Annotated in this window: 12 protein-coding genes and 1 pseudogene; 4 read left to right on the forward strand and 9 right to left on the reverse strand. The window is 44.9% G+C overall.

Annotation, left to right across the window (positions count from 1 at the left end):
• Window positions 1–103 precede the first annotated feature (103 nt).
• Window positions 104–1,348, reverse strand: coding sequence for a HAMP domain-containing sensor histidine kinase (locus MKY12_RS22510; RefSeq protein WP_339310924.1), 1,245 nt, complete (start codon window positions 1,346–1,348; stop codon window positions 104–106).
• A gap of 3 nt (window positions 1,349–1,351) precedes the next feature.
• Entirely contained in the window at window positions 1,352–2,047 is a 696-nt protein-coding gene (locus MKY12_RS22515) for a response regulator transcription factor (protein WP_339310926.1), read from the reverse strand.
• Between the two features lie 1,037 nt (window positions 2,048–3,084).
• Here MKY12_RS22515 and MKY12_RS22520 point away from each other — a divergent pair.
• From MKY12_RS22520 to MKY12_RS22530, 3 genes are all read left to right on the forward strand, one after another.
• On the forward strand, window positions 3,085–3,918 hold the full coding sequence (locus tag MKY12_RS22520) for a tyrosine-type recombinase/integrase (RefSeq protein WP_339310928.1): 834 nt from the start codon (window positions 3,085–3,087) through the stop codon (window positions 3,916–3,918).
• A 163-nt stretch (window positions 3,919–4,081) separates the two neighbouring features.
• Window positions 4,082–4,837 (forward strand): site-specific integrase, encoded by a 756-nt coding sequence (locus MKY12_RS22525; protein ID WP_339310930.1) that lies wholly within the window; start codon window positions 4,082–4,084, stop codon window positions 4,835–4,837.
• 205 nt (window positions 4,838–5,042) lie between these two features.
• Window positions 5,043–6,092 (forward strand): tyrosine-type recombinase/integrase, encoded by a 1,050-nt coding sequence (locus tag MKY12_RS22530; RefSeq protein ID WP_339310932.1) that lies wholly within the window; start codon window positions 5,043–5,045, stop codon window positions 6,090–6,092.
• 260 nt (window positions 6,093–6,352) lie between these two features.
• On the opposite strand, the gene MKY12_RS22535 is transcribed toward MKY12_RS22530, so the two are convergent.
• Window positions 6,353–6,619 (reverse strand): hypothetical protein, encoded by a 267-nt coding sequence (locus MKY12_RS22535; RefSeq protein ID WP_339310934.1) that lies wholly within the window; start codon window positions 6,617–6,619, stop codon window positions 6,353–6,355.
• Between the two features lie 341 nt (window positions 6,620–6,960).
• Between MKY12_RS22535 and MKY12_RS22540 the strand changes: the two genes are divergently transcribed.
• Window positions 6,961–7,176, forward strand: coding sequence for a hypothetical protein (locus MKY12_RS22540; RefSeq protein WP_339310936.1), 216 nt, complete (start codon window positions 6,961–6,963; stop codon window positions 7,174–7,176).
• A 489-nt stretch (window positions 7,177–7,665) separates the two neighbouring features.
• Here the strand turns inward: MKY12_RS22540 and MKY12_RS22545 are convergent, their stop codons facing one another.
• From MKY12_RS22545 to MKY12_RS22570, 6 genes and pseudogenes are all read right to left on the reverse strand, one after another.
• The gene (locus tag MKY12_RS22545) at window positions 7,666–7,821 is read right to left on the reverse strand and encodes a family 43 glycosylhydrolase (protein WP_339310938.1); all 156 of its coding nucleotides are present in this window, start codon (window positions 7,819–7,821) and stop codon (window positions 7,666–7,668) included.
• A 12-nt stretch (window positions 7,822–7,833) separates the two neighbouring features.
• A pseudogene (locus MKY12_RS22550) lies at window positions 7,834–8,758 on the reverse strand (glycoside hydrolase family 88 protein); the annotation flags it as partial.
• A 58-nt stretch (window positions 8,759–8,816) separates the two neighbouring features.
• Window positions 8,817–8,978 (reverse strand): hypothetical protein, encoded by a 162-nt coding sequence (locus MKY12_RS22555; protein ID WP_339310940.1) that lies wholly within the window; start codon window positions 8,976–8,978, stop codon window positions 8,817–8,819.
• A 49-nt stretch (window positions 8,979–9,027) separates the two neighbouring features.
• The gene (locus MKY12_RS22560; protein WP_339314953.1) at window positions 9,028–9,327 is read right to left on the reverse strand and encodes an alpha/beta hydrolase; all 300 of its coding nucleotides are present in this window, start codon (window positions 9,325–9,327) and stop codon (window positions 9,028–9,030) included.
• Between the two features lie 113 nt (window positions 9,328–9,440).
• Entirely contained in the window at window positions 9,441–11,333 is a 1,893-nt protein-coding gene (locus MKY12_RS22565; protein WP_339310942.1) for a hypothetical protein, read from the reverse strand.
• Between the two features lie 162 nt (window positions 11,334–11,495).
• On the reverse strand, window positions 11,496–13,403 hold the full coding sequence (locus tag MKY12_RS22570) for a family 43 glycosylhydrolase (RefSeq protein WP_339310943.1): 1,908 nt from the start codon (window positions 13,401–13,403) through the stop codon (window positions 11,496–11,498).
• Between the last annotated feature and the right edge of the window lie 148 nt (window positions 13,404–13,551).

A 13,551-nucleotide genomic window follows, 5' to 3' on the forward strand; every position in this document is an offset into this window, starting at 1 on the left:
TGTCTACCTCCTAAGCTTATGTTTCACGTTTCTCTTTGTTAGTATAAGCCTCGAAGCTTACGATAAAGTGAAGAGGAAGCTTACTTTTTCGTAAGCTTCCTCTTCACCCGTTTCCTCTAATGAACGAAATCTTGAATTCGGTCCCCTCTCCTGGTTTACTATCAACCGTTATGATCCCGCCTTGTCCTTCAATGATTGACTTGGTTAACGACAATCCAATGCCAATGCTTTGTGGCTTTGTTGCGCTTCTCCCGCTATAAAATCGTTTGAAAATATGAGGCAGGTCTTCCTGGGAAATACCCTCCCCGTTATCGCGAACACTGACCGTAAAAAATAGTGCTTTTTCTTCCAAAACGATCTTGATTTCCCCGTCTCTCTGGGTATGCTCCAGTGCATTTTTGATCAAATTAATAAAAGCTTCTGTCAGCCATTCCGCATCCGCTTTTACGAGCATTTCTTCGCCACCGCTGATACAGATCGTTTGCCTCTTTTGCTCAGATAACAATCGCAACGACTGTACTGCATCTTCGATCAGTTCCCTTAATCGAGTCTCTTCCTTGTGAAACACGATTGCACCCGCTTCGACCCGCGCCAGCTTCAGTAAACTGATAATCAGCCATTCCATTCGTTCAAGTTGCTGTTGGCTCCGTTCTAGAAATTTCATTTTCATTTCATTTTTCATATTTGGACCATTTAGCAAATTCTCATTAAAAACAATTAGCGATGCCAACGGCGTTTTGAGCTGATGCGAAATATCGGAGAGTAAGTTGCGCAGAAATCTTTTTTCTTGTTTCAGTTGTTCGAGACTGTTGTGCAACCTTCCCGCCATGGCGTTGAAGCTGCGTCCTAAAAAACCAAAGTCGCCCTCATCGTTCTCGGGAAGCGGTTTGTCGAAATGATGTTCTACGACCTCCTCCGCGGCAACGGCAACGGTCCTGATCTTGCCAAACAATTTACGATATTCCCATAGCAACAACAGCATGAATGGAATGACAAGAAGAAAAACGAGAGCTGCCGTAATCTTGGGCAATGCGATGCCTGAAAGGGCTGGTTGATCTTCGACTGACATCTCTTCGTTGTAACCATATTGCGCCAATATCCTTTTGCCTTCTGTTACTTCATGTTCTTGGGCTCCCTGAGTGATGTAGTGTATGATTTCATTTTCTAATTGCGGCTCTTTCTTTAAAACGTGACCAATCAGCGCAACATTCTGATTAACTATGGCCTTATTGATATGCCCGACTTGCTGACTCATAAAAACGAACACGAGTACCGCTAACAATACTTGTAATACAATGACTTTACCGGCGATGGACTTCCACTCTGGATTACGGACGACTTCAATCATGGTTTATCGTCCTATGACATCTGCATTCCATTTGTATCCGACTCCTCGATTGGTAATGATATATTTCGGTGCAGCAGGAACATCCTCAATTTTCTCTCTTAACCTTCTGATGTGGACCGAAAGGGTATTGTCATCAATGAATTCTCCTGACATATCCCAAAGACTGTGAAGAAGGGTACTTCTGCTGCAAATTTGTTTCGGGTGAGTTATTAGCATTAATAGTAATCGATATTCCAACCCCGTCAACAAAAGCTCTTGATTGCACTTGAAGACAGTTCCTTCGAGAACTCGGACTTCAATATCGTCGGATATCCATCTATTTACTTCATCCTTAGGTTTATGATTTCGCCTTAATACGGCTTTCATTCTGGATAGAAGTTCTTTGGTCCGGATCGGTTTGGTCATATAATCATCTGCTCCCAAATCAAGCCCTACAACAACATTTGTCTCCTCATCCAAAGCAGTCAAGAATATGATGGGAACCTGAGACGATGCCCGGATTTCCCTACAGAGTTCGTACCCAGAACCATCCGGTAAATTCACATCTAACAAAATTAGATCGACGACATTTGTCTTGAATGCCTTTTTGGCTTCTTCTAAGCTACCAGCAACAACAACGGTATATCCTTCACTCGTTAAGGTATATTCAATACCAAACACCAAATTTTCATCATCTTCAACAAGCAATATTCGATTCATTATGCACCTCATCTTTCATTATTTTCACACGTATAGGGTGGTTCTATTCATTTTAATGTCTTGATTGGGGTGGTTATATCGTCTGGTGAAAAGTGTGAATGCGTAATAAAATCCTAAGGCAATACATGCATTCTATTTCATCCTAGCATTAACTTAATTATAGCGAAACAACTTCTCTGATAGTTAGCTTAAATCAAATAAGCACAGCGGATAACAGCTACCATTTTTCACGGAAATTAGCGGACTGAGGAATCGAACTCTGGTACCTAACGTGACTCGAATAATGCACCTAAGTGTTCCGCGCGGCGGTATTGCTAGCCCCTAAAGTAACTTGCACTTTTTGCCCCGCCAAAAACCATGAGAACCACAGCAAATGATCAATTTTTTCATAGCTCGCAACTTGGGTTGTAGCTTTCGCAGAAGGAAATCCGTTTAACAAGAAGAGTATTAGCAATATGCAAAGAAAGCACGTTATACGTAAAAAGCGTGTAAGCGTAAGCGTCAAATAGCCCCTTATCTTGAATTCGGGATAAGGGGCTTTATCCCGAAGATTATGTTATCCCGAATTTATTGAAACATACCCTCAGAATAACCTTGTTTACTAGGTTTTCTTCGGATTTCGCTTAAGAAACTTCGGGATAATATTTTTCTGTTTTGTCTAAGTTTGAAATTTCCCAACCCAATAATGTTACATTCAAAATGATTAAGTCACCATCCGCCAGGGCACTTAGTTATAATAGCAGGAAATAAAATCCCTGACTTTATAAAGTATGGTGGCAATTCTCTTTGAAAAATTTTGAGTTCTCGGTTCTTTGTGATCAAATTAAAGCGGCTATGGTTACATTCGGTTTCAGTCCTGCAACCTTAGAGTACTATGAAAAAACAGGAATTCAACCAATCCTTTCGTATTTTGCTACCTGTAATCAGGAAAATATTTCAGTTGAGTCCTTGAAATGCTGTGTACTTCAGGCTCGCTAAAATACGAAAATGGTCAGTTATCTTATCATGGTTTCAGTTATCTTCGGAAAGCTACTTCTATGATGGAAGAAGTTTTTATGACTGGAACCCTTGAGTGGAGAGAACTACGCAATTGGAAAATTAATGATCTGAAAACTAACTTCGCGGTAATATTACAAACTTATGTAACCACTAAGAAAAAAGAGGGATGTCTTTCAGACAGTACTGTCGAAATCTATAAAGGAATTAATTTTCAGTTTTTAAAGTATGTTCAAGATATTGGGCATTTGAATTTTTCTACTGTAACACAGAAAACTGCAAGTGGTTTCATCCCCTATATATCCAATAAGCATCCATCTGGGATGCATGGAGTAATGACCGCGTTGCGCTCCTTTTGCAAATTCCTTAAGGAAACATATCTTACAGAGAATAATCTGTTATCAGCCTTCCAGACTGTTGTCGCACCTAGGAGGAAAGTTATTTTTGGATTTACGCGAGACGAAGTTGATGCACTCCTCAATGCAGTAGATAAAGAGGCAGCTATCGGAAAGAGAGATTATGCTATTTTACTGTTGACAAAGAACACCGGTCTTCGTTCCACGGATATTGTAAATCTGAAGTTTACTAACATAGACTGGAAGAACGATGAGATACATATCATTCAACGTAAAACAAACAGACCCTTAATTCTCCCATTAGAAACGGATGTTGGTAATGCCATTTATGATTACGTTCTTCACGGCAGACCTACCTCAGAATCCCTTTATATTTTTCTTCGAATGCGCCCACCATTCACAAAACTGACGAACCATAGTTCATCGATGCATTCTATCATATGTAAGTACATGAATGCAGTCGGTGTATCCCAAAACCAGGTGAAAGGAAAGGGTTTCACAGTTTCCTTCGTAGTCTAGGTACGTGGATGCTAGAGAACGAAGTTCCTTTGGGTACAATTAAGGAAGTACTGGGTCATTCACATATGAATTCTTCCAAACCCTATCTCTCAATAAACCTTGAGAAACTTAAGCTCTGTTCTTTGAGTCTCCAAGGTATTAAAGTGACATCAGAAGATTCGATATGATTAATTGCATTTTCTCGGGGAACTTCAAACTTTACATCGAAGGGCTAATCAAAGAAAAGCAGGCCTTAGGATTTTTGTATGAACATAGTCAGACCCTACTTGCAGCTTTTGAAAGATTCTGTATTGAACACTATTCAGAAGAAACCGAACTTACAAGAGACATGTGCATGCGTTGGGCAGAGCGACGGCCTTCTGAATGTAATGCGACGCTCAGTAATCGAATTATACCGGTTAGGCAGCTAGGGAAATATATGCAAAGAATTGGAATACAGGCATTTGTCATACCCGATGGGCTTACAGGAAGAAGAAATAAATATGTACCCCACTTTTTTACACGTGAGGAATTATATTTGTTTTTTAGGGCTGCCGACCGGCTGAGATACACCCCAAATAGTCCAGCGCGTCATCTTGTGGTCCCTGTTATGTTTCGTCTTTTATATACCTGTGGTCTCCGCCCAATTGAAGCACGTCAGTTAATGGTTTCAGATGTTGATCTTGAAACCGGAACCCTTTATATCAGAGAGTCCAAGGGGCATACAGACCGCGTAATCGTGGTTTCAGATGACATGCGCGCTTTATGTAGGATCTATAGAAAGAAGACGGTTTCCATCTTTTCAGAAAGTGAATATTTCTTCCCGAATCACAAAGGGATGATATATTCTCCTTATCTATTGGACAAAACGTTCAAGCAATGCTGGAATTCTGCAGGCATACCACCGGACAATGTCCCTCACCTCGTGTATATGACATGAGGCATAATTTCGCGACAAACTGCATGTACAACTGGATGGAGGACGGGAGAGACCTCAATGCTTGGTTGCCATATCTGAGTATTTATTTGGGTCATTCTAACCTTTCTTATACAGCTTACTATATTCACTTGGTTCCGGAATTCTTTCCTCAGATGGCTGAGATGGATTTATCGAGGTTCGCAGACCTTATTCCAGATGTGCCATCATGAAGAAACCTTATGATGAAGAACTGTTCACAACAATACGTGATTTCCTTACCGTCTTTCTCCCGAAGCAAAAATGCTGCAGTCCGCTAACTATAAAATCATATCGAGAAACCATTACTCTCCTATTGGAATTTCTTAAGCAGATTAAGAGTATTCCCTATTCAAATGTAACGTTTCAACTTTTTAATAACTCCCTTGTTACCGAGTTTCTTGAATGGATTGAGTGTATTAGGAATTGTTCTACTTCAACAAGGAATCAGCGTTTAGCTGCCCTGAAATCCTTTTTTAAATATGCAGGAATTCGAAACCCAGCACGCATAGCATGCAGTATGGAAATTAACAATATACCGTCAAAGAGAGTGCCAGCTACTATCGTTGAGTTTCTTACTGAGAACGCACTAAAAACTCTGTTCCAGCAACCGGATACTACGAAAAAGCTGAACATACGCGACCAATTCTTCATGATTCTGATGTATGATCTGGCTGGGCGAAATCAAAAGATTTTGGATTTATCTGTTGGTGATGTAACTGTTAGCCCGAAGAATCCATATGTTCGTATTACTGGTAAAGGTTCAAAGCAACGTCTCGTTCCTCTTATGGAAAAGACGATGAAGCATTTTCAAAATTATCTGGAACTGTTCCATCCCGTTGAAAAACGAAGATCGGATGATCCGTTATTCTACACCATCATTCATGGTAAGATACATCGCATGTCACCAGATAACTCTGCTAGCTTCATGATGCGTTACGGTAAATTAGCAAAAAAGATATGCTCTGAAGTTCCAGATCAGGTGCATCCTCATCAACTCAGAAACTCGAGGGCGATTCATCTATACAGAGGCGGTATGCCGATGCCACTGCTCGCGGAATACCTTGGACATGTTGACATTAAAACAACCAGTGTCTATGCTTATGCGGATACGGAGATGAAACGGGCTGCCATTCTTGCAGCAACCAATACGAATCAAAGCTCTGAGCCTGAACTTCCAGTGTGGAGGATGGAGAATGATGAAGAGTTTCTCAAAATATTATTCGGCTTTAAATCTTAATTTCCAAAAAATATTATCCCAATGTTTTTAAGGGAAAATTCAAGAAATCTCAGAAATATTGAGGATTCTAAACATCGACTTTAAAAACTTCGGGATAACATAATCTTCGGGATAAAGCCCACACCTTGACACCAAGATGAGGGCTGTAATTTTAGGATGAGTTTTGGATTTCAATACCCGACAGATCACTGGCAAAGCGGCCGGGCTAGCCTTCAGCTCCCGGCCGCCATACTTCAGCTGGTACGTATCTTAAGTTTCATTCAGCAGCAGTTTTCCGTGTTGTAGAAGAAGATTTGCCCCTGCTTTGTAATCTCAGCCTTGATCTTTCCGTTAACAATTATCGCCTTATGTTCTTCAATCGTAATTCCGGCTTCAACGGGCGGGGCTGGCAGCAGCGCCCAGTCATCATCCTGTACTGCTGCATAAGAGGCGCGGATCCGCAGGGAATTTGCTCCCCAAGGCTCAATCCAGACCTTCTCGTCGTGGTCGTATTCTCTAATCAGTCTTCCATTTTCTGAACGAAACATAGCGGCAATCCTCCAATGGAAATATAATGTGCGTATATGCCAAATTATAGTCAACTATCTCCTGGCAGAGTATCTATAAAAATATGCATTATTCATACGATATTACGATTATAAGCGGAAGAATTTAGAGCTATGGAATCACTTGACGTCCGTGGAGAAAAGAACATACCGAAATTCCTGAATACACATTTCCGGTTAATATTTTTCATATTTATTTCCCCGACAGGTCGATCATACCGCCCCTTTGGCATGACCATCTGGAATGGATCCTGGTTACCAGGGGCAGATTCCATGTGCAGGTAGGGTCCCTTTCCCGGGAGCTCTGTGCAGGAGAATCCGCGTTGGCCTGCGGTCCCCGGATGCATGCTGCTTATCCGAACGAGGAAGGGAGTGAGCTGTACGCTGTCGTCTTTAACGAAGCACTGCTGCATGGAATACACGACTATACGGAAGTTCAGTATATCCGGCCGCTGCTGGCGGGAGAGCTGCTGCTCCAGGCTTTTTATACTGCAGATATTCAGATTACCAGACTGATCAAGAAAGTATTGAGCGAATAATTCTCAGCTATCAGGAGAATGGACCGGGGAGGGAGTTACAGATCAAGGGAGAGTTGCTCTCCTCTCTGGGTTATGCTTTTCAACTGGGCAAATCGAAGCCTTCACGCAGGCAGGCAGAACGTCAAGAAAAGGGCGTACATCCCTAGCTTATACATCTGGGTAATCACTTTAGGAACCGATCACAGTGGACGAGGCTGCCCGTATGTGCTGTGTTACCCCCAATTGTTTTTGTTCCCTGTTCAAGAAAACAACCGGAAAGACATTAATTGAATATATCAATATGCTCCGCGTCTATGAAGCCGGGCGTCTGTTGCAGCTGCGCCGCCACTCCATCCAGGATGTCGCCTATAGGGGCTAACCCAACATAAATCTCCTGCTTGGGTCACCCCTTTTTTATAAATAAAAGCACGATATACGCCATAGCTGAGCGCCGGCCCCCAGACGCCTCAGAGCTGGATACACCTCGCAGATCAAGCTGGCCGGGACGTCTCAGCGGTCGCCTGTCAGCCGCGAATGGCGAATCACTACGCCCGGAAACCACTCGAACGTTGAGGTGGCTATATAATAATCATCGCCTATCTGAATCATCGAAGCGTCGGGGTTAAAGCCGCGCAGCACCGGATTGTGAATTGTTGTCATCGTCATCTCCATCCCTCTTTAACAATATAGCCGGTGCTTCGTTAACACCCGCACTAGGCCTTCAAAATAATAGTAGTCGCCCCAGATGGTCCATTCGTCGATACCCATGCCGCGCGGCTTGTTGTATACGCCATGCTTCAGCACGCCGTTGGATTCCGGCTGATCGCCGGTCGTATACGCAGCGGCCAGTGCCTGCAGAATGGCCAATGCCTCACTCCGGAACAGCGCCTTGTCCGGGTCGCTCCGCCAGCTCCAGCAGGCCGCAGGCAGCCACAGCCGACGCAGACGAGTCCTTCTCCTGCTCCGTTCCCTCGGTGAAGATCAAATCCCAGTACACTACCCCGTCTGCCGGTGTGCGGCCCAGAAAGTAACGGGCTAGCTCCTTTGACAGTTCAACCAGTGAAGCATCGCCGGTATACTTATAGCTTAGCAGGAAGCCGTAAATGCCCCAGGCCTGCCCTCGGGACCAGCAGGAATCATCGGCATAGCCCTGATGGGTGTTCCCATACCTTGGCGCTCCGGTTTCCACATCCATATAATACGTATGATAGGTGCTGTAATCTGGGCGCACCAGATAACGCGCCGCCTGCGCAACATGCGTTCGGGCATACTCCGCGTAGCGCGGATCGCCACCCGTCTCTGTCGCCCAATAGAGCAGCGGCAGATTAAGCAGGCAATCGATGATCATCCGCCCGCATTGCTCGGGATCGCTCAAATCGCCCCAAGCCTGGATAATGCCCGCCTGCGGAAAATATCTTCCGGCCAGCAGATCAGCCGCCTGAAGCGCAGTCGCTCTGGCCAGCGGCTTGCCCGTTATTTTAAATTCGGCTACCGCAGACAACGAGTACAGGAAGCCCAGATCATACGTATCGGTCTGGATCTGCTCCTCAATCCGCTGCTTGTAGCTGGCAAGCTGATGCTCAGCGGCTTGCTGATACAAGGCAAGCGGATTTGTCGTATACATAGTGTTGGTCTCGTTTTGTTTCGAATGATAATGGGTCTTAAGGAGCAGACGGGAAGTTCAGAACGGACTCCGCTTTCCGCCAGAAGTTCCGCAGCTCCGGATTGAACACTTCCGGCACTTCAATACTGCAAAAATGTCGGGCATCCGCAATCTCGGCGGTTGCCGCCTGCGGCACATGGTCGAGCAGCCGCTTCCGCAACAGGCATTCCGGCTCGTGGTGCGTCGGCTATCTGCCTTCCAGTCGGAGATCATGCTCCACTGCCGCTGACAAAAGCCGTTATGATCCGATCCGTAGTGGATAAGCAGCCCCTCGTACCCTTCCCGCTTGAATTATCGACATCGACGGTGGACGTATCTTCCACTCTGGAATCTGGAATGCCGGCGCTGGCTACGGCAAAGGAGCGCACCTTCTCCGGGTATAAGGCCCAATAATCAAGTGCAACGAAGGCACCGAGCGACAAACCCACCAGATGAAACGCTTCAATATTCAATTGCTCCAGCAGCTGTCTCAGGTCCCCGGCATGCAGATAATCCTCGCCCTCGATTATGCTTTTACCCTCTTATATTCTTCCATTGTAATAGGAAGGATAGTAGCGTGCTTGTATCCATGCGGGAATATGAATGTAGTATAATTCCCGGATTCATTGCTTTACTGCAATTCTCAAGTAAGACTAAGTTCAAATGATTCCACAGCTTCTATACCAACTCGGCGCAGAACTTCAAGACGGAAGGCTGTCGGCCATGCTACCAGCCAGTCCGACACGCCGAACGTCTTTGCCCAACGAGTATGGAAGAAGCCTTCACTTTGACTTCCCTCTGGCCGCAACTTCTCATTGATAATCAGACTGCCATCAGAAATACCGATCGTCGCATTCGCCCATACGGCAACCGCTCTCTCCCGCCACATTTTATTCCCTGTAATGGTGGATAGTTCAAGCCAGTCCTCGATAAAGGCTAAAGCATAAGGATCAATATGATGGTGCTGAGTGGATACGGATGTACCGCCAAATGTATCGTAGCCAAGGGCTCCCAATGGATTCTTCTCATCATAAGAAACAGTATGATGCCACTGCCAAGTGGCCAGATACCAAGCGGCAAGCTCTGCCCATTTGAGATACATCTGTTCACCAGTGATCCGGTATAGAGAAAGACCCGCCTTCAACAAGGGAATAGAGGATTCCTTATCAACACAATATGTATCCAGCGCTCCTGCCGTAGTGTAGCCGTTATCAAGCAGTTCCTTTATATAAAAGGAATAACCAGCCTCTGCTCCGCGAAGATATGCCTCGTTTCCTGTAATTTCATATGCCTTAACAAGAGGAGGCACCAAAAAGCATCCGACGGTACCTTCCGGATCGTACGGCGTCCCATCATTTTTCCACGACTTACCAATCCGTCCCTCGGCCGACTGCACAGATAAAGCAAAATCACAAATGCCAAGTGCGGTTTCTAAGTAAATCGGACGTTCAACACCACATTTAAGGGCCAACTTTTCAGCCTCAAACAGGTTTATGGCAGCTGTGCCCAGATTACAGGCATCCTGAACCTCCTCCTCTGCCGGTTTGAATTGAAGCACATAGTCATAGTGGCAATGGATCATTCCGTTCGGCAGCTTGCCGCCAGCTGTCCAACCGTCCAATACGGCTAGACCTCTGCGAAGCGAATCTTCATTGCCGTTATTTAAATAATCCGTTAGCAAAGAATTGGCCAATGACGCATTCTGTCCGCACCATCCAATTTCGTAATGGCGGGCTTGTACCCACTCTTCACCGTTCCATCTCCGGCCAATTGCGAATCCCCGGAACTCTCCATCTTCGGCCCACAAGCCATTTTTGGCATAGGTCATACCAAGTTCCCAGATACGCTTTGGGTCATACCATACCTGTCGTGGACGCATCTGCATCTGCCAAGCCTCTTTAAGCATCGTTCTCCATGAAGTGCGCGGTTCTGTGTAAGAAGTAAGCACCAGAAATGCCCGAGTCGTATACGACTCTCCTGCCGCAAAAAGCATCTCTTCTTCATATCCCTCAGCGTAATGATCACGGTCATCATAAGTCGCTGGCGTCTCAGCCTCCGGCCAGACCAGCCGATGAATGACTTGTCCTTGCGCCGGTGCAAGTGAACAGGAAAATCCTTGCATATCATCAGGAGGTTCACCGAACAGGGCAACGGCAATCCCGCCTCCTTCGGAGTAAGTTGCACCCGGCACTGCTGTTCGATGCCATGCGAATACCCAAGGCTGTCCATCCCTCAGCAACCCCTTCGGCTCCTGACCACTGCCCCAACCATTCCCGTTATACGTGACGGATGGTATCATATAATATTCAGGCTTATAATTGGCAGAAAAATCCATTGAAAGACGGCATCTCTCAGATGATTTACCCAGAAAAGTAAACTTTCGTGTCCACTGCACCAGTCCTTCTTTTGCCTGTTCAAACGTATCCGTTACAGCGAAGCGTTCGTCCGTGAACGGCAATACGTCACCGATATACTTGTTTCCTAATCGAAATTGATAGCCGGTATCCTGCTCATGCTGCTTCCAGTAGATTTTCATAATCGATCACCTTTTTCCAGTTATTAATAATAAATACTTATTCTCTTGTGCAGCTGTGTAGCGCTTACAACCCATATTCTAAAAATTTGCAGACGTCATTACTATCGCAATTATTCAAGGTATGTTACATTTTTTTATAAACATTGTAGAAAATCACTACAGTTAGTTCACATTGACCTTCAAGACTACATTTCTATTATGCGGTGCCAATTCTTCTTCCTGTGTCATATTCAGAATTAACGTGCCGTCGAAGGCAATGTGCGCTGACCTGACCATCGTATGCCGGCATGGATCGTGAAGTCCTCCTGCACCAACTCCTTCATGTGGGTCTGGAACCGGCCTAGCATGATAAACATTAATCGGATTACCATATTCATCTAAAGTAAACGAATTATGACCTGGTCCGCAGTGCGGATTAATCCCAACAATATTTAGAACGTCTTCTGTACTTAGTGCTGCATATGTCGGACGTGTCCAGCTATTAGGATCCATGATGTCTGAGCATGCGTTTGCTGTCATAACCGCTGTACAATAATACTTATCTACCGTAGCCCCTGCATAGCTAAGGTATATTTTATCTCCGTATTGCAGAACCGCAGCCCCTTCTACAATCCCCTGGTCTGTATTGTGAATATTATGCTTGCCATACTCGAAGGGCCATTCGATCCCTTTAATTACTGTGGCTTCGCCAATAAGTCTGGCCGGATTAGCCGGATCTGTTCTCTGGATATGCAGTTGGCATTCGTGTGGCCAAATATAATATCCCGTACCATTAATTTCGGCGAATGTCATATCAAAACCGCATGGTGAGTTTTGAATGGCTTTTGGCTTCCAGTTGTCACGATTCAGCATACCGCCCTGCTGCATTTCCTCCAATGTTCCCGTGTATTTCACGAGAACCATTGTACTGCATCCACGTCTGCCGCTATCAGACTGACCAGCTCCGACTAGAATATACCAGTTTCCATTAATCTTATGGATTTCAGGTGCCCAGAGCACCGGAACGAATCCGTCTTCACCTCGAGGTATCCATACATCGTACTCTTCAGCCAAGCGCAATTCCGCAAGCGTTTTTGCCCGGCGTAACGTTATTCTGTCATAATCTATCTCTTTCATAACAAAATCTGCCCAAGTGGAAGGGTCTGACTCAGGATAATAAGAGCCAGTCACATAGTAATAACCGTCATCTTGATTAAAAGCAATGAACGGGTCGGCTCGTTCTTCAATATAAGGGTAATCAAATACGGATTGAGCGATTGTTCCTCTTATTGTATAACTTCCTGGTTGAGTCACATTGATCGATCGAATATCTTCTTGGTTCCAGTCCACACCTAAAACTTTAGACGAGCCATCACTGTAGAATAGCTTGACACGATCAGTCAGTGATGGCAGGTCATCGCCTGATCTAACAGTTATTTCTTCACATGGCTGGACACCAGTGTTCCTTACAGGCGCATATTTTCGGATGATTCGTTCATATTCCGGCTTAGTCACCTCGAATATAGAGGCTTCGTCCTGCTTCGTATTGGAAGGGAGAAATCCTTTAATCTCGGCAGCTCTAAAGTCATGTTTGACTGGTGCTATGAATGATTGTAAGTGATCATTTGAGACTGAAACATACGTTGCTTCATCGTCACCATTTTCCCAGAACAACTGGTACGCATCCGCCCGCTCATCATAGACCATCTTGGGATTCTTAACGATCAGTCCACTCGTATGGACAGGAACCCGCCTTTGATTTGTGAACGAAATCAGATCAGCTGAATCCCACAAATAGATAGCGCTGCCCTTATTGTTCTCGGAAGCTAACAATCCATAGGTGCCATCCGGTTTGCGAAAGAAGCTGGGTGACCCCATCTGGGCATTCGGAGCGTTATCGACAGACTCTTCCCACTTCACATACACTATGGGTTTGCCTTTATTCAGTACGGTGTATTCATCTTCGAATAGTTCTTTAGCAGCAATGTATAATGCATCCGTTCTTCTCGAGTCTGCGGGAGATAAATATCCTCCATCGCCTTTACTTACATATGTAAGGATTGAGCCAAAGGCTTGTAATGTGTCCTTCACTTCTCCATCATCTCCTTATTTAGCTACTGTTCTACCTGCGGCTCCCTTGAAGGTTTGCCCTGAAATTGGTAGACCACGACCTGAGCAGTATTCTTCACAAAAGAAGCTTAATTCCTCTGGCTTAGTATTCGTTGTTCATATACATCCA

The sequence above is a fragment of the Paenibacillus sp. FSL M7-0896 genome (assembly GCF_037975415.1).
Lineage (GTDB): Bacteria > Bacillota > Bacilli > Paenibacillales > Paenibacillaceae > Paenibacillus_AQ > Paenibacillus_AQ silagei.

What these genes read in the sequence shown, in the direction of transcription:
- MKY12_RS22520 (WP_339310928.1), top strand. Translation starts at nt 3,085, where the DNA reads ATGATGGAAGAAGTTTTTATGACTGGAACCCTTGAGTGGAGAGAACTA.
- MKY12_RS22530 (WP_339310932.1), top strand. Translation starts at nt 5,043, where the DNA reads ATGAAGAAACCTTATGATGAAGAACTGTTCACAACAATACGTGATTTC.
- MKY12_RS22545 (WP_339310938.1), bottom strand. Translation starts at nt 7,821, where the DNA reads ATGACGATGACAACAATTCACAATCCGGTGCTGCGCGGCTTTAACCCC.
- MKY12_RS22510 (WP_339310924.1), bottom strand. Translation starts at nt 1,348, where the DNA reads ATGATTGAAGTCGTCCGTAATCCAGAGTGGAAGTCCATCGCCGGTAAA.
- MKY12_RS22565 (WP_339310942.1), bottom strand. Translation starts at nt 11,333, where the DNA reads ATGAAAATCTACTGGAAGCAGCATGAGCAGGATACCGGCTATCAATTT.
- MKY12_RS22535 (WP_339310934.1), bottom strand. Translation starts at nt 6,619, where the DNA reads ATGTTTCGTTCAGAAAATGGAAGACTGATTAGAGAATACGACCACGAC.
- MKY12_RS22525 (WP_339310930.1), top strand. Translation starts at nt 4,082, where the DNA reads ATGATTAATTGCATTTTCTCGGGGAACTTCAAACTTTACATCGAAGGG.
- MKY12_RS22515 (WP_339310926.1), bottom strand. Translation starts at nt 2,047, where the DNA reads ATGAATCGAATATTGCTTGTTGAAGATGATGAAAATTTGGTGTTTGGT.